The organism is Gordonia sp. NPDC062954, assembly GCF_044543825.1.
GTDB lineage: Bacteria > Actinomycetota > Actinomycetes > Mycobacteriales > Mycobacteriaceae > Gordonia > Gordonia tangerina.
This window is the reverse complement of sequence record NZ_JBITWL010000015.1, coordinates 34456-50719: the sequence shown is the minus strand read 5'-3', so window position 1 is coordinate 50719 and position 16264 is coordinate 34456. Positions and strand designations below refer to the sequence as shown.

Annotated in this window: 13 protein-coding genes; all 13 read right to left on the bottom strand. The window is 68.9% G+C overall.

What is annotated here, in order from left to right; translation table 11 throughout:
- Positions 1 to 8: 8 nt before the first annotated feature.
- Positions 9 to 1367 carry an RsmB/NOP family class I SAM-dependent RNA methyltransferase gene (locus ACIGKQ_RS15170; protein WP_396574363.1) on the bottom strand — a complete coding sequence of 453 codons (1359 nt, stop codon included), beginning with the start codon at positions 1365 to 1367 and terminating at the stop codon, positions 9 to 11.
- A gap of 65 nt (positions 1368 to 1432) precedes the next feature.
- Complete coding sequence (fmt, locus tag ACIGKQ_RS15165) at positions 1433 to 2377, bottom strand: methionyl-tRNA formyltransferase (RefSeq protein WP_396574323.1); 945 nt, start codon at positions 2375 to 2377, stop codon at positions 1433 to 1435.
- Between the two features lie 91 nt (positions 2378 to 2468).
- Positions 2469 to 4427, bottom strand: a complete 1959-nt coding sequence (locus tag ACIGKQ_RS15160; RefSeq protein ID WP_396574362.1) for a primosomal protein N' — start codon at positions 4425 to 4427, stop codon at positions 2469 to 2471.
- 67 nt (positions 4428 to 4494) lie between these two features.
- A complete protein-coding gene (gene metK / locus ACIGKQ_RS15155; RefSeq protein WP_235722069.1) occupies positions 4495 to 5706 on the bottom strand; it encodes a methionine adenosyltransferase in 1212 nt (403 codons plus the stop codon).
- Positions 5707 to 5861: 155 nt separating this feature from the next.
- The gene (gene coaBC, locus ACIGKQ_RS15150) at positions 5862 to 7136 is read right to left on the bottom strand and encodes a bifunctional phosphopantothenoylcysteine decarboxylase/phosphopantothenate--cysteine ligase CoaBC (RefSeq protein WP_396574320.1); all 1275 of its coding nucleotides are present in this window, start codon (positions 7134 to 7136) and stop codon (positions 5862 to 5864) included.
- Positions 7137 to 7153: 17 nt separating this feature from the next.
- A complete protein-coding gene (gene rpoZ / locus ACIGKQ_RS15145; RefSeq protein ID WP_235722071.1) occupies positions 7154 to 7453 on the bottom strand; it encodes a DNA-directed RNA polymerase subunit omega in 300 nt (99 codons plus the stop codon).
- A gap of 76 nt (positions 7454 to 7529) precedes the next feature.
- A complete protein-coding gene (gmk, locus tag ACIGKQ_RS15140; protein ID WP_396574319.1) occupies positions 7530 to 8198 on the bottom strand; it encodes a guanylate kinase in 669 nt (222 codons plus the stop codon).
- Between the two features lie 42 nt (positions 8199 to 8240).
- Positions 8241 to 8555: an integration host factor, actinobacterial type gene (mihF, locus tag ACIGKQ_RS15135; protein ID WP_160902413.1), complete on the bottom strand. Its 315-nt coding sequence runs from the start codon at positions 8553 to 8555 to the stop codon at positions 8241 to 8243.
- Between the two features lie 478 nt (positions 8556 to 9033).
- Complete coding sequence (gene pyrF, locus ACIGKQ_RS15130) at positions 9034 to 9870, bottom strand: orotidine-5'-phosphate decarboxylase (protein ID WP_266062181.1); 837 nt, start codon at positions 9868 to 9870, stop codon at positions 9034 to 9036.
- Entirely contained in the window at positions 9867 to 13199 is a 3333-nt protein-coding gene (gene carB, locus ACIGKQ_RS15125) for a carbamoyl-phosphate synthase large subunit (protein WP_396574316.1), read from the bottom strand. Before carB ends, pyrF begins: the two co-directional genes overlap by 4 nt.
- Entirely contained in the window at positions 13199 to 14377 is a 1179-nt protein-coding gene (gene carA / locus ACIGKQ_RS15120; protein WP_235722075.1) for a glutamine-hydrolyzing carbamoyl-phosphate synthase small subunit, read from the bottom strand. The genes carB and carA overlap by 1 nt, the downstream gene beginning before the upstream one ends.
- Positions 14374 to 14922, bottom strand: a complete 549-nt coding sequence (locus ACIGKQ_RS15115) for a transporter (protein WP_235722076.1) — start codon at positions 14920 to 14922, stop codon at positions 14374 to 14376. The genes carA and ACIGKQ_RS15115 overlap by 4 nt, the downstream gene beginning before the upstream one ends.
- Positions 14919 to 16229, bottom strand: a complete 1311-nt coding sequence (locus ACIGKQ_RS15110) for a dihydroorotase (protein WP_235722077.1) — start codon at positions 16227 to 16229, stop codon at positions 14919 to 14921. The genes ACIGKQ_RS15115 and ACIGKQ_RS15110 overlap by 4 nt, the downstream gene beginning before the upstream one ends.
- Positions 16230 to 16264 lie beyond the last annotated feature (35 nt).

The window sequence follows — 16264 nt, the reverse complement described above, 5'->3', positions numbered from 1 at the left end:
GACGATCGTCAGCGCCGCAGGACGGCCAGGAACATCGCATCGGTGCCGTGGATGTGCGGCCACAGTTGGACGTGGGGGCCGTCGCCGAGATGGTCGGCGGGTACCAGCGTCCGGGCGTCAATCTGCTCGACCTCGGGCTGCGCAGCGAGGACGTCGGCGACCACACCGACGGTCTCCGCCGGGTGCGGCGAGCAGGTGGAGTACACGACGACACCACCCGGACGGAGCAGCCGCACGGCCTCGGTGAGCAACTCGCGCTGCAGCGTGACCAGCCCGGGGATGTCCGCCGGGCCACGGCGCCACCGCGACTCGGGTCGCCGCCGTAGCGATCCGAGGCCACTGCACGGCGCGTCGAGCAGAATCCGGTCGAATCCGGGAGTCAACCCGCTCTCTCGCGCATCGGCGACACGGACGTCAACGGGCAGGTCACGCACCACCTTGCGGATGAGTTCGGCCCGGTGCTCGGAGACCTCCACCGCGTCGAGGTGGGCACCGTCGATGTCCGCGATGGCCGCGACCAGCGCGGCCTTCCCGCCGGGGCCGGCGCACATGTCCAGCCAACGGCCCGCGTCGTCGGCCACCTCGGCGACGGTCAGCGCCCGTCCCACCAGTTGGCTCCCCTCGTCCTGCACACCGGCGTAGCCGTCGCGAATCGCGTCCAGCTCCCCCGGGTCGCCGCCGGGCAGGTAGACGCAGTATGGCGAGTACCGGCCGACGTCGCCGCCGCTGACGAGCGCCAGTTCTTCGGCGGTGATCAGTCCCGGTCGGGCCACCAGGTGTACAGGTGGCCGTTCGTCGTCGGCGGCCAGCGCGGCCTGCAGCGCTCCCGCGGACCCGCCGAGCGCCTCGGCGAACACCTCGGCGATCCAGCGCGGATGGGCGTACCGGAAGGCGAGGTTGCCGACGAGGTCGTCGGCCATCGACGGTGCGAGTTCGTCGATCCAGAGATCCTCGTCGCGCTGCGACACCTTGCGCAGCACGGCGTTGACGAAACCCGACGGCCCCATACCCATCTCGGACCGGACGAGGTCCACCGACGTCGACACCGCCGCATGGGAGCCGATCCGGGTGCGCAGCAGCTGATATGTGCCCAGGCGCAGCACATCGAGGACGGCCCCGTCGATCTCGCCGACCGGGCGGTTCGCCGCCGCGGCGATGACCGCGTCGAGCAACCCCTGCGCTCGCGCGGCCCCGTAGGCGAGTTCGGTGGCCAGCGCGGCGTCACGACCGGTGATCCCGCGGTCGGTCAGCATCCTCGGCAGCACCAGGTTGGCGTAGGCGTCGCGCTCCCGCACTGCGCGCAGGGTGTCCCGGGCGGCTTCCCGGGCCGGGTCGACCGCCTTGTCCCGCAGCGCCGCCTTCTTCATTCGCCCGGCTTCGGCGGGTCGCGCACGACCCGGGCGCGCACTGTCGGGCCGTCTGTGCCGGTCGCTCATGCCAGTACCGTCCCGTCGGTCAGCCGCGCGCCACGCGCCCAGTCGGCCGCCGGCATCGCCTTCTTCCCCGGAGGCTGTACCCACGACAACCGCACCGGTCCCGTCGCCGTCGCGACATCGACCCACTTCTTCGCGACCCGCAGCGACCCCGCGGCACCCGGTGTCGGAGCCGTGTCGCCACCTGCGTCGAGGATCTCGACCGGCCCGACCTTGATCCGCGCTCCGTCCAGCGTCGTCCAGGCGCCGGGCGCGGGGGTGTGTGCCCGGATACGCCGGTCAATGATGTGTGCGGGCAGGTCCCAGCGAATGCGTGCGTCGTCGACGCCGACCTTCGGTGCGTGGCTGACACCTGTTGAGGACTGCGCAACCGGGGTCAGCGAGCCGTCCTCGATGCCGTCGAGGGTGGACACCAGCAGGTGGGATCCGGCCCCGGCCAGTCGTTCGAGCAGATCACCACTGGTGTCGGCGGACCCGATGGCCTCGGTGATGATGCCGTAGACAGGTCCGGTGTCGAGTCCTTCCTCGAGCTCGAACGTCGTGGCACCGGTGACCTCGTCGCCTGCGGCGATGGCGTGTTGCACCGGTGCGGCCCCGCGCCACGACGGCAGCACCGAGAAGTGCAGATTGATCCATCCGTGGGTCGGCAGCGTCAGCAGGCCGGGCGGTACCAAGCCGCCGTAGGCGACCACCGCACCGCAATCCGGACGCCACGAGCGCAGCCGATCCAGCACGCCGGCGTCGCTGAGTCGGCGCGGGGTGATCACGTCGATGCCGTACTCATCGGCGAGTGCCGCGATCGGCGACCGGACCTCCTTGCGGCCCCGCCCGGCGGCTGCGTCGGGGCGTGAGATCACCCCGACCACCTCGTGCTGCGGGGACTCGATCAGCAGGCGCAGCGACGGCACCGCGACGTCCGGAGTTCCGGCGAATACGACCCTCATATGACCCTTTCACGGCGTTCGCGACCTGCATCGAGGTCACCTCTGCGGCGGATGGCCTCGGATTCGTCTCGGACCACGACGATGTCCGCGCTCATCCGATCGTAGGCGGATCGACCTGGACGCGGATCGGTCCGGTCTCGTGCTGGGCGTTGCGGTGGACCTGCGCGGCGGTCAACGCCGCACTCAACTGCCGGCCGTCGCGTCGCGGCACCCGCACCAGGATGCGTTCCACGGCTCCGTCGAACGCGTCGCCCGATCCGGCCGGCGGACGAACGCCGACGGGCAGCGGAACCGGACCGAGGAGTTCACCGGTCGGCGGCAGCACCATGGCGTCGACGAACGCCGACACCGTGTCCCGAGCCCCATCGACCGACGCCATGGTCACTGCGGGCGGGAAGCCCAGCTCGCCTCGTTGATTCAGTTCTTCGTCGGCGAAACCCACCGGGTCCCAACGAATCACCGCTTGCACCGGCGCCAGGCCCGCATCGGCGACGATGACGAGGCTGCCACCGTCGGTGTGTGGTCGGACCATCGACCCGACCGCCATCCAGTGCCGGACCGCGTCCTCGGCGGCGCGCAGGTCCGCTCGGTCGAGTTGCGCCCAGGTGTCGAGCAGAATCGCCGCGCCGTACCCGCCGTCGGCGATCGGCTCGGCGCCCGGCGTCGCGACCACGATGCGGGCGCCGTCGGGCACCGTCGCGGCGATGTTCGCTCCACCCGAGGTGGTGATCGGCACGCCGGCAAAGGCACGACCGAGTTCCTCTGCGGTCCGTCCCGCTCCGGTGGTCAGCGCCCGCACCTGCGAACCGCCGCACTCCGCGCAGCGAAACGCCCGTTCGGCGCGCCCACACCAGCGACACGAGATCTGATCGCCTACGTCGAGTTGCAGGGGCCCGTGGCAGGCGCGACAACGCGCGTGCGCCCGACACCGCGCACACGCCAGCGACGGCACGTATCCGCGGCGCGGCACGCTGAACAACACCGGCCGGTCGGCGGCGACGGCCCGCCGAGCCGCATCGAAGGCGATACCCGGGATCCGGGCCGACCGAGCCAATGGATCGCCGGCGACCCGACGGTCCTCGGCGCTCAATGCCAGCACGCGCGCGGTCCGCGCACGGACGGTGGTGCGGTCGGCGAGAAGATCGTGCGCCCAGCCGGCGGCCACCAGCGCATGGGCTTCGGTCGTGCGGGCCAGTCCCCCGACAACCAACGCGCTGCGCTGCTGATGGGAACGGATGACCGCGACCTCCCGCGGATGCGGATAGGGCGCGCGCGGCTCGTTGAGACTGTCATCGCCGTCGTCCCACACCACGAGCAGGCCGAGATCGTGTACCGGCGCGAAGATCGCGCTGCGGGTACCGAGCACCACGTCGGCCGTCCCGCGCCGGACCGCGAGCCAACGCCGGTACCGCGCGGTGGGCCCGAGTCCGGCGGCCAGTGTCACGCACCGGTCGCCGAACAGCGGTGCACAGACCCGTTCGAGCCGATCGAGATCCCGCTGATCGGGCACGACGATGATTGCTCCGCGGCCCGCCGCCGCGGTCACCGCGGCCAACTCGGCCAACCGCGTCGGCCAGTCCTCACCGGCGGTGGCCTGCCAGACCGCGCGAGGATGGCCGGCCGGCAGCAGGTCGATGAAGGACGGGGCGGCGGGGTATGCCTGCCATGCCGTCAGGTCCGGCACCGCCGCGACTGCACTCGCCGCATTCGGTGGGTCTTCTTTCTCGGTCCGGGCGTGCCGCGGCGGTACGGCCAGGCGCAGCACATCCGACAGTGTTCCCGCATACCGGTCGGCCACCGCCCGACAGACTCCGATCAGTGCCGGATCTAGAACCGGTTCGCCCGACACGACCCGCTCCAGCCAGCCGAGCCGACCGGTGTGGTCGGTCTCGTCGACCCGGTCGAGCAGGAAGCCGTCGATCAGTCTGCCCGAGAATCGCACGCGCACACGCACTCCCGGAGTCGCGACCTCATCCTGCTGTTCATCGATGAGGTAGTCGAACTCACGGTCGAGGTGCGCCAGTCCGAGCATCGGCAGCACTTTGCCGATCGGCTTGCGCGTTGCGGGCACCCGCGACCCGCCGCGGGCGGACACAGTGCTCAGACGATGCGGCAGCTCAGAGTCCGGCCGCAGCGCGGAGCTTCTCGGCGCGGTCCGTGCGCTCCCACGGCAGATCGACGTCGGTCCGTCCGAAGTGGCCGTAGGCCGCGGTCGGCGCGTAGATCGGCCGCAGCAGATCCAGGTCGCGGATGATCGCGAGCGGACGCAGATCGAACTCCTCGGAGATGACCTTCTCGATCACGGTCGGATCGACGCGCTCGGTGCCGAAGGTCTCCACGAACAGGCCGACGGGCGCGGCCTTGCCGATCGCGTAGGCGACCTGAACCTCGATCCGCCCGGCCAGACCGGCGGCGACCGCGTTCTTGGCCACCCACCGCATCGCATAGGCGGCGCTGCGGTCGACCTTCGACGGGTCCTTGCCGGAGAAGGCCCCGCCACCGTGGCGGGCCATGCCGCCATAGGTGTCGACGATGATCTTGCGGCCGGTGAGGCCGGCATCACCCATGGGCCCGCCGAGCACGAACTTGCCCGTCGGATTCACCAGCAGCCGCACCTCGGAGGTGTCCAGAGTCGGCAACGCCAACTCGGCGAGGACCGTGTCGACGACCTTGCTGCGGATGTCGGGGGTCAACATGTTGTCCAGATCGATGTCGGCCGCGTGCTGGGTGGACAGGACGACGGTGTCGAGCCGTACCGGCTTGTCCTTGTCGTACTCGATGGTGACCTGGGTCTTGCCGTCGGGCCGCAGGTATGGGAGCACGCCGGATTTACGGACCTCGGTGAGTCGGCGCGAGAGTCGGTGCGCCAGCGCGATGGGCACCGGCATGTACTCGGGCGTCTCGTCGGTCGCATAGCCGAACATCAGGCCCTGGTCGCCGGCTCCCTGGCTGTCGATCTCGTCCTCGGAGATACCGCTGCGGCTTTCGTGGGAGGTGAACACACCACCGGCGATATCCGGCGACTGGGCACCAATGGCGACGTTCACACCGCAGGAGGCGCCATCGAAACCCTTGGTCGACGAGTCGTAGCCGATCTCGAGGATCTTGCTGCGCACGATGTCGGGGATGTCGACATAGGCACTCGTGGTGACCTCACCGGCGACATGAACCTGCCCGGTGGTGACCAAGGTCTCCACCGCCACCCGCGCGGTCGGATCCTTGGCCAGCATCGCGTCGAGGATCGAGTCACTGATTGCGTCACAGATCTTGTCGGGATGCCCCTCGGTGACGGATTCGCTGGTGAACAGGCGTGACGCAGAGGTGGTCATCTGATCCTCTCAGGCTCTTTCCGGGCCCCGTCTCGGGCGCGTGTGCCGACGACGGGTGCCGTCGATTGTCTCTTCTGCCGAGCATTCTCGCAGCCCGGGAATCGCCCGGCTGTGAACGCGTTCCAACCTACACATCGGCTCCGACGGCCGTGCCGTCAGGCCACACCATCTCCTTCGGGCAGCAATGCCCGTACCTCGTCGAGGATTCGGCTCGACATCAACGTCTTGGACCCCAACGGCAGCGCCGTTTCGGTACCGGTGGCCGACAGCAGCCAGCCGGTGTTGTCCTCGGTGCCGAATGCCTTGCCTTCCCCCACCGCGTTCACCACCAACAGATCGCAGCCCTTGCGACGCAACTTGGCGCGCCCGTGATCGAGGACGCCGCCCGTTTCGTCTCCGGTCTCGGCGGCGAAGCCCACAATGACCGTCTCGGCCGGGATACGCCCGGCGGATCGGTCGGTGACGAGCCCGCGCAGGATGTCGGGGTTGGTGGTGAGCTCGATCGGCGCCGGTCCCGCATCGGTCTTCTTGATCTTCGACTCGGTGAACGCGACGGGCCGGAAGTCGGCGACAGCAGCCGCCATGATCACCACATCGGCCTCGGCAGCGCGTTTGGTCATCTCGTCGGCCAGTTGCTGCGCACTGGCCACACGGACGATGTCGACACCGGCAGGATCACCGGGGTCGGCCGTCGACCCCGCGACGACGGTGACGGTGGCGCCGCGTTGGGCTGCGGCACGCGCCAACGCGAAACCCTGCTTACCCGAACTGTGGTTGCCCAGGTAGCGCACCGGGTCGAGCGGCTCGCGGGTACCTCCGGCGCTGATCACCACCCGCACCCCGGCGAGGTCGTAGGGCAACGCGTCGGGACGGTCGAGCAGGAGTTCGCCGATCATCGCGATCTCCTGCGGATCGGGCAGTCGTCCACGACCACTGTCGGTACCGGTGAGCCGGCCCGACGCCGGTGTCATCACCGTGTTGCCGTGGGCGCGCAGGGTGGCGACATTGGCCTGGGTGGCCGGGTGCTCCCACATCTCGGTGTGCATCGCGGGCACGAACAGGACCGGACAGCGCACCGTGAGCAGTGAGGCCGTCAACAGGTCGTCGGCACGCCCCGACGCGGCGCGGGCCATCAGGTCGGCGGTGGCGGGTGCCACGATCACCAATTCGGCGCCCTGCCCGAGGCGGACATGGGCGACCTGGTCGACATCGTCGAAGACGTCGGTGGAGACCGGGTTACCCGACAGGGCCTCGAAGGTCGCCGCGCCGACGAACTTCAGCGCGGATTCGGTCGGCACGACGCGCACGTCGTGACCGGCCTCGGTGAAGTGCCGGAGCACCGAGCAGACCTTGTAGGCGGCGATACCGCCGCCTACGCCGATGAGGACCCGACGGTGATTGCCGGGAGTGCTGGTGTGCGCCGTTGCCATCCCCGCGCCCGAGGCTCTTATTCGCCTTCGGTGTGCTCGAGGAGATCGGAGTGGATCTCCCGCATCGCGATCGACAGCGGCTTCTCCTGCAGGCCTGGCTCGACCAGCGGACCGACGTACTCCAGGATGCCGTCGCCGAGCTGGTTGTAGTAGTCGTTGATCTGCCGGGCACGCTTGGCCGCGTAGATCACCAGTGCGTACTTCGACGACGCGCGCTCGAGCAGCTCGTCGATGGGCGGGTTGGTGATGCCCAGCGGGGTGTCATAGGTCGGGGCGTCGGCAACTTCGGTCAGGTCGAAATTGGTGGGGGTGCTCACGCAAACTCCTGCATCACTGTGTGCTCTGGTGGCGCCGGCCTGCCGGGTTCGACAGGTGTCGGCGATGGAAACGTCTTCACGTCGACTGTCGGGTGGACGACGGCGCCGGGCTCGACCCATCGACTCGTGACGGATCAGTTGTTGAATCGTCGGACCCGACCAGCAAGGATACCAACTCCGAGGCCACCTGGTCGACTTCGTGGTTCACCAGGACGTGATCGAACTCGTTTCGGGCGGCCATCTCGACCCGCGCGGTCTCCAACCGGCGCGCCACGGCGTCGGCCGATTCGGTCCCGCGTGCGGTCAACCGGGCAACCAGGTCGTCCCACGTCGGCGGCGCCAGGAACACACCGGTCGCCTCCGGAATCCGCCGCAACACATTGCGCGCCCCGACGAGGTCGACCTCCACCAACACGGGCACGCCACGCTCCATCGCCTCGATGACCGGCCGGCGCGGCGTACCCGAGCGCTGCAGTCCGCCGTGGATGTCCGCCCACTCCAGCAGCTCATCGTCGTCGATCATCCGGTCGAACTCGGCGCGGTCGACGAAATGGTAGTCACGTCCGGCTGTTTCTCCGGGGCGCGGTGCCCGGGTGGTGGCCGAGACACTGAAGAACAGTTCCGGTAGTAGCTGACGTACCCGGGAGACCACGGTCGACTTCCCCACGGCCGAGGGGCCGACCAGTACAACCAGTCGGCCCCTCGGGGGCGTGGATTGCGGCTCTCCCGGTGTCGGGCGGCTCACCGCCGAACCTGTGCCGTCATCACGCTCGTCTCGTTCACTCGGTCAGGAGCTGAACTTCTCGAGCAGCGCCTTGCGCTGACGATCGCCGAGGCCACGCAGGCGGCGGGTCGGGGCGATCTCGAGCTCGGTCATGATCTCCTGTGCCTTGACCTTGCCCACCTTGGGCAGTGCCTCCAGCAGCGCCGAGACCTTCATCTTGCCCAGGATCTCGTCGTTCTCGGCATCCTTGAGCACCTGCTCGAGGTTGGTGCCGCCGCGCTTCAAGCGCTCCTTGAGCTCGGCGCGGGCCCGCCGAGCGGCAGCTGCCTTCTCCAACGCGGCAGCGCGCTGCTCGTCTGTCAACTGCGGAAGGGCCACGGGTTCCTCCGTCTTTCTAGTCTTCGATTGGACTGTCATCAGTCGCGTGTTGCTCCTGATGGCGGTTGGTCGCCCACGCGACCATGGCGGTCGCCATGAGCGGGCCTGCCATCGCCGCGCAATGGTGCGGCGAAAGCGACCGTACCCACGTGAGCAGGCATTTGCGAGTGCCACCCCCTGCGCAACCGTCGGAACGGCATGCTGTAGCGCCACTGCCCCACGAACCTAACGTATGACGCCGACACGTCACCCGGGCAAGCCCCTGACTACGCACTTTGCCTCGAAACCGCAGGTCAGGGCGTCACGGGCACGAGGAACGCTCACGTCGCCGCAATCGAACCGCAAATTGGCCCCCTGCCTGCGGTGATACCTGTGTGACGAGAGTGACGATCGCGGATTTCCTGCTTTCGGTGTCGCGGTCGCGCGTGTCGCGGCGAGATCGATCGAGTCGCGACCATGTCGGCTCGCCGCAGGGCTGTCAGCCCAGGGCGGTCTCCACCGCGTCCCGGGTGTGACAGAACGCGTCGCGCAAGGCGTCGACATCGGGTCCCGAACGCAAAACACCGCGGCTGCTCGCGGGAACCAGCCAGCGGGTGTCGGCGCCGGCGAAGACCTCCGGCAGGTCCCCGGGGGTGGCGCCCTGGGCGCCCAGCCCAGGCGCGAGGATCGGTCCGTGCAGCCCGGACAGATCTAGTCCGTGCGCCCTGGTGGCGCCGACGACGAGCCCTACCGATCCGCTGCCGTCCGTGTTCTCGGCGGCGGCCGCATCGACGACGGTCTGCCCCACTGCGCGGCCGCCTGCGTCGGCGAGCTGGATTTCGGCGCCATCCGGATTGGAGGTGCGCGCCAGCACGAAGGCACACCGCTGCGCGGCACTCGCCGCGTCCAGGGCGGGTCTCAGCGCCCCGAAACCCAGATACGGCGAGACTGTCACGGCGTCGGCACACAGCGGCGAGCGGTCCTCGAGCCAGGCGTCGGCGTAGGCGGCCATGGTGGTCCCGATGTCGCCACGCTTGGCGTCGGCCAACACCAGCGCACCGGCTTCTCGACAGTCCCGGATCACTCGTTCGAGCACCGTGAAACCGGCCGCCCCGAACACCTCGAAGAACGCGACCTGAGGTTTGACGACCGCAGCCACCGGCGCGAGCGCGGCCACACAGATATCGGCGAATCGCTCGAGCCCGGTGGCAGAGACCGGCAGTCCCCACTGCTCGAGCAGCTCGGTGTGCGGATCGATCCCGGCGCACAGCCGTCCGCGCTGCTCGACCGCCGCGCGATGGCGCGACGCATAGCCGTGGGGTGCCGACGTGGTCATCGGTTCACCAGCACCGCGTGCCGTCGTTGCAGCGACTGCACGCCCATCTGACCGTTGATCGCGGCCTCGATGCCCTGCACCGCGGCGCTCGCGCCCTGCACCGTGGTGATGCAGGGGATGTTCACCGAGACCGCGGCACTTCGGATCTCATAGCCGTCCACCCGCGGACCGGAGTTGCCGTAAGGGGTGTTGATCACCATCGCGACCTCACCGGCCCGGATGATGTCGACGATGGTCTGCACATCGTCGGCGGCCTCGTAGTGTTTGCGGACGGTTCGGCACTCGATTCCGTTGCGCCGCAGGACGTCTGCGGTGCCCTCGGTGGCCAGGATGTCGAAGCCGAGATCGGCCAGGTGTTTCACCGGGAAGATGAGCGCCCGCTTGTCCTTGTTGGCCACCGAGACAAAGATCGCACCACCGGTGGGCAGCGATCCGTAGGCGGCGGTCTGCGATTTGGCGAACGCCTGACCGAAGTCGGCGTCGATGCCCATCACCTCGCCGGTCGATTTCATCTCGGGGCTCAGCAGCGAGTCGACCCCGCTGCCGTCGTGGCGGCGGAACCGGTTGAACGGCAGCACCGCCTCTTTGACCGAGATCGGCGCGTGCACGGGCGCCTCGCCCCCGTCGCCGGTGGCGGGTAGCACCCGCTGGGTGCGGAGTTCGGCGATCGTCTCCCCCATCATCACCCGCGCGCATGCCTTGGCCAACGGCACGGCAGTGGCCTTGGACACGAACGGCACGGTGCGACTCGCCCGGGGATTGGCCTCGAGCACATAGAGGATGTCGTCTTTGAGTGCGTACTGCACGTTGAGCAGCCCGCGCACCCCGATGCCCTTGGCCAGCGCCTCGGTGGAGGCCCGGACCATGGCCAGATCGGACCGACCGAGGGTCACCGGCGGCAGCGCACACGCCGAGTCACCGGAGTGGATGCCCGCCTCCTCGATGTGTTCCATCACGCCGCCGATGTAGACCTCGTTGCCGTCGCACAACGCGTCGACGTCGATCTCGACCGCGTCCTCGAGGAAGCGGTCGACGAGCACCGGATGGTCCTCGGTCAACTCGGTGGCACGGGAGATGTAGTCCTCCAGGGACTTCTCGTCGTAGACGATCTCCATGCCGCGCCCGCCGAGTACGTAGGAGGGCCGGACCAACACCGGGTAGCCGATCCGCGCCGCCGTAGCGCGGGCCTCGTCGAAGCTGGTGGCGGTGCCGAAGGCCGGTGCGGGCAGGCCGGCGGCGGTGAGTACCTTGCCGAACTCGCCACGGTCCTCGGCGAGGTCGATCGCCTCCGGGCTGGTGCCGACGATCGGGACGCCCGCGGCCGCGAGCCGGTGGGCAAGTCCCAGCGGCGTCTGTCCGCCGAGTTGGACGATCACGCCGGCCACGGTGCCCGATTCGGACTCGGCCCGATACACCTCGAGGACGTCCTCGAAGGTCAGCGGCTCGAAGTAGAGTCGGTCGGCGGTGTCGTAGTCGGTGGACACCGTCTCCGGATTGCAGTTGACCATGACCGTCTCGTAGCCCGCCTCCGACAGGGTCAGCGCGGCATGCACACACGAATAGTCGAACTCGATGCCCTGACCGATGCGGTTGGGACCCGAACCGAGGATCAACACTTTGGGCCGGTCCGGCTGGGGTGCAACCTCACTTGTGGCAGACGGGTCGAGCTCGTAGGTCGAGTAGTGATAGGGCGTTTTCGCCTCGAACTCCGCCGCACACGTGTCGACCGTCTTGTAGACCGGATGCACACCCAGCCCCAGGCGATGGCTCCGCACCGCCGACTCGTCGGCGAAATCCCTTCGCAGCGCGGCGATCTGCCGATCCGAGAAGCCGTTGCTCTTGGCCTGGCGCAGCAAGGATTCGTCGAGGGTGTCGGCATCACGGATGTCGGCACCGAGTGCGGCGATGCCGCCGATCTCGGCGAGGAACCACGGGTCGATGGCGGTCGCCTCATACAGCTGTTCGACACTCGCACCGGCCTCGAACGCCAGCATCAGCCCGTAGAGTCGCCCGTCCCTGGGTGTTTTGAGCGACTCCAGCAGGGCGTCGAGGTCCAGGGTGGCCGGGTCGGGGCGATTGGGCTCGGTCCAGAAGCCGGCGGCCTTGGTCTCCAACGAGCGCATCACCTTGCCGAGTGACTCGGCAAAGCTGCGGCCCAGGCTCATCGCCTCGCCCACCGACTTCATCGTGGTGGTGAGCGTGTCGTCGGCGCCGGGGAACTTCTCGAAGGCGAACCGCGGCGCCTTGACCACGACATAGTCGAGAGTCGGCTCGAAGCAGGCCGGGGTCTCCTTGGTGATGTCGTTGACGATCTCGTCGAGGCTGTAGCCGATGGCGAGTTTTGCCGCGATCTTGGCGATCGGGAAACCGGTCGCCTTGGATGCCAGCGCCGACGACCGCGACACGCGTGGGTTCATCTCGATGACGACCAGCCGTCCGTCGCGGGGGTCCTGCGCGAACTGGATGTTGCAGCCACCGGTGTCCACGCCGACCTCACGCAGGATCGCGATCGAGAGGTCCCGCATGATCTGGTATTCGCGGTCGGTCAGCGTCATCGCCGGTGCGACGGTCACCGAGTCACCGGTGTGCACACCGACCGGGTCCACGTTCTCGATCGAGCAGACCACCACGACATTGTCGCGGTTGTCGCGCATCAACTCGAGTTCGTATTCCTTCCACCCGAGGATCGACTCCTCGATGAGGACATTCGCGGTGGGTGAGGCCGCGAGGCCGCCGCCGGCGATCCGCTCGAGATCGTTGCGGTCATAGGCCATACCGGAGCCGAGTCCGCCCATGGTGAATGACGGCCGCACCACCACCGGGTAACCGAGATCCTCGACCGTGGCGTACACCTCGTCCATGGTGTGACAGACGCGTGACCGTGCGCTCTCGCCGCCGACCTGGGCGACGATGTCCTTGAACATCTGGCGGTCCTCGCCGCGCTGGATGGCGTCGAAGTCGGCGCCGATCAGTTCGATGCCGTACTTCGCCAACGACCCGCGGTCGTGCAGTGCGACAGCGGTGTTCAGCGCGGTCTGACCACCGAGGGTGGCCAGCACCGCGTCGATCGGATGCCCGGCGTCGCGTTCGGCCTCGATCACCTTCTCGACATATTCGGCGGTGATCGGTTCGATGTAGGTGGCGTCGGCGAACTCCGGGTCGGTCATGATGGTCGCCGGGTTGGAGTTCACCAGACTGACCCGCAGCCCCTCGGCCTTGAGCACGCGGCAGGCCTGGGTACCGGAGTAGTCGAACTCGCACGCCTGACCGATGACGATCGGTCCGGAGCCGATGACGAGTACGTGGGAGATGTCTTCGCGGCGTGGCATCAGGCGCTCGTTCCTCGTGCACGGTCACCCTCGAGGAGGGTGACGAATTTGTCGAACAGGTAGGCGGCGTCGTGCGGCCCGGCCGCCGCCTCCGGGTGGTACTGAACCGAGAATGCTTGTCCGGACAGGAGTTCCACACCTTCGACGGTGCCGTCGTTGGCGCAGACGTGGCTCACCCGGGCGCGCCCGAAGTCGGTGTCGAATTCCTCGCCGGCCTCACCTTCGAGGGCGAACCCGTGATTCTGTGCGGTGATCGACACCGTGCCCGTGGCGTGGTCGATGACCGGAATGTTGATACCCCGGTGGCCGAACTTCATCTTGTAGGTGCTACGCCCCAGGGCGCGTCCGAGGATCTGGTTGCCGAAGCAGATGCCGAACAGCGGCAGGCCCTCCCCCAGGACGCCTCGGGTGAGCTCGACGGCGGTGTCCGCGGTGGCCGGGTCCCCCGGCCCGTTGGACAGGAACACCCCGTCCGGGTTGAGCGCGGTGACCGCATCGATCCCCGAGTTCGCCGGCAGGACGTGCACCCGCACGCCCCGCTGCGCGAACATCCGGGGAGTGTTCGTCTTGATCCCCAGATCGATGGCGGCGACGGTGAACCGAGCCTGGCCGTCGGCCGACGCGGGGCTCACCTCGTATGCCGCCGCGGTGGTCACCTCGCCGGCGAGGTCGGCACCGGTCATCGGCGGTTGATTGCGCACCCGTGCGACGAGCTCGTCGTCGGAGGCCAGTGCGGGCCCAGAGAACACCCCGGCCCGCATCGACCCGTGGTCGCGCAGGATGCGCACGACGGTGCGGGTGTCGATGCCGGCGATTCCCACCACCTGCTGGCGACGCAGCTCGTCCTCCAGGGAGGTGGTCGCGCGCCAGTTCGACACCCGTCGGGTGGGGTTGCGGATCACGTAGCCGGCCACCCAGATCTTGCCGGAATCGCCGGTGGCCGAATCGCTGCCGGCGCTGCCGGTGCTCTCCCCGTCCTCGTCGTTCCACCCGGTGTTGCCGATCTGCGGCGCCGTGGCGACCACGATCTGCCGGTGATAGCTCGGATCGGTGAGGGTCTCCTGGTAGCCCGTCATCGCGGTGCAGAACACCGCCTCACCCAGGGTCTCGCCGACGGCGCCGTAAGGCAGCCCGCGGAACACCTGTCCGTTCTCCAGCACGAGAACTGCTGTGCTCATTGATCATTCCCCTGTTCGGCTTGGTCTGACCCGGTCTGATCGGGGGCGCCCGCAGCATCGGCGAACTCACTCACCCACCCCGGGTAGATGGTCTTGTCGTCGGCCCGGACACCGGAGTCGACCGCGGTCCCGCTGGGCAACAGCCACCGGATCACCAGCACACCGTCGGCGGTCATCACCTTGCCGGCCAGCCCTCGTTCGGTGCGGACGGCGGTGATCGACTCGCGCGGAATCCAGATCTCGGAGGCCCCTTGCCGATCGACCAGGATTCCCTGCGGGTACGCCGAGATCGATGCGGCCGCACGGTCGCCGAAGTCCCCGACGGCGACGCGGTCCTGCCAACTCGGCGCGAGGGTGCTGCCCACATACAGGCCGGTGTCCGGACCGCGGAGCGGGGCGGGCAGATCGGCCGGCACCGGCGGCGGTGTGCCGATCGCCTCGGCCTGCCGCCGACCGCGATTGCGCCAGCCGCGCAGGGCCAGGGCCACCAGGCCGAGCCACACCACGATCACGACGACGACCACCACGACCTCGAGACCGCTCACCGGGTGACCTCGCCGTCACGCGCGGTCACCACACCGCGCAACACTGTCGCGGTGACCGTCGCGGGCATGGTCATCGCCGCATACGGCGTGTTGCGCGACAGACTCGCGAGTTCGTCCGGGCGTACCACCCAGGAACGGTCCGGATCGACAAGGGTGAGCGATCCGGGCTCTCCGACCTCGATCGGGCGGCCCTGATCGGCGAGCCCGACGATCTGCGCCGGGCGTTCGCTCATCACCCGAGCAACCCCGCGCCAGTCGAGCAGACCGGGGTTCACCATGGTGTCGACGACGATCGGCAGCGCGGTCTCCAGACCCAGCATGCCGGGACGGGCCTGGGCGAACTCGCAGGCCTTCTCCTGTGCGGCATGCGGCGCGTGATCGGTGGCCACACAGTCGATCACGCCGTCGGCCAGGGCGCGGCGGAGTGCGTCGTTGTCGCGGGTCTCGCGCACCGGCGGGTTCACCTTGTTCACCGGGTCGTACGTGGCCAGTCGGGAATCGTCGAGCAACAGGTGATGTGGGGTGACCTCCGCGCTGATCGCGATGCCCTGCTCCCGTGCCCACCGGAGCAGTTCGACAGTGCCTTCGGTCGAGGCATGGCAGATGTGCACCCGGGTCCCGGCATCGCGGGCGAGCAGTGCGTCGCGGATGACGATGGACTCCTCGGCGGCGCGCGGCCATCCCGTCAGACCCAGCCGGGCGGCCGTTGGACCTTCGTGCGCGACCGCGCCCACGGTGAGCCTCGGCTCCTCGGCGTGCTGCGCGATCAGGACATCGAGGCTCTTCGCGTACTCCAACGCGCGGCGCATCAGCAGCGGGTCGTCGACGCACTTACCGTCGTCGCTGAACATGCGCACCCCGGCCGCTCCGGCGGCCATCATGCCCATCTCGGCGAGCTGCTTGCCGGCGAGGCCGACCGTGACCGCCCCCACCGGATGCACATCCACGAGGCCGATGTCGCGGCCGGTGCGCCAAACGTTGTCGGTGATCGTGGAGTTGTCGGCGACTGGGTCGGTGTTGGCCATGGCGAACACCGCGGTGTAGCCGCCGAGCGCGGCGGCGGCCGAGCCCGTGCGAATGGTCTCGGTGTCTTCGCGGCCCGGCTCACGCAGATGGGTGTGCAGGTCGACAAAACCCGGGAGCAGGATCGCGCCGCCACCGTCGATCCGGTCGGCGGCGTCGGGTGTGGACAGGTCGGCGCCGATCTGCGCGATCGAACCGTCCACGACCAGGACGTCGACCGGGTCGCCCTCGCCGTAGGGACGGACATCGGCGATCAGTACCGATCCGGTTGCCGGGATGCTCATTGCGCCGTCTCCACTGACTGCGATCTCCTCATCAC

Coding starts and splice junctions, on each gene's coding strand:
- carA (WP_235722075.1), bottom strand. CDS start 14,377: ATGAGCACAGCAGTTCTCGTGCTGGAGAACGGACAGGTGTTCCGCGGG.
- fmt (WP_396574323.1), bottom strand. CDS start 2,377: ATGAGGGTCGTATTCGCCGGAACTCCGGACGTCGCGGTGCCGTCGCTG.
- coaBC (WP_396574320.1), bottom strand. CDS start 7,136: ATGGCAACGGCGCACACCAGCACTCCCGGCAATCACCGTCGGGTCCTC.
- pyrF (WP_266062181.1), bottom strand. CDS start 9,870: ATGACCACGTCGGCACCCCACGGCTATGCGTCGCGCCATCGCGCGGCG.
- ACIGKQ_RS15170 (WP_396574363.1), bottom strand. CDS start 1,367: ATGAAGAAGGCGGCGCTGCGGGACAAGGCGGTCGACCCGGCCCGGGAA.
- ACIGKQ_RS15110 (WP_235722077.1), bottom strand. CDS start 16,229: ATGAGCATCCCGGCAACCGGATCGGTACTGATCGCCGATGTCCGTCCC.
- carB (WP_396574316.1), bottom strand. CDS start 13,199: ATGCCACGCCGCGAAGACATCTCCCACGTACTCGTCATCGGCTCCGGA.
- metK (WP_235722069.1), bottom strand. CDS start 5,706: ATGACCACCTCTGCGTCACGCCTGTTCACCAGCGAATCCGTCACCGAG.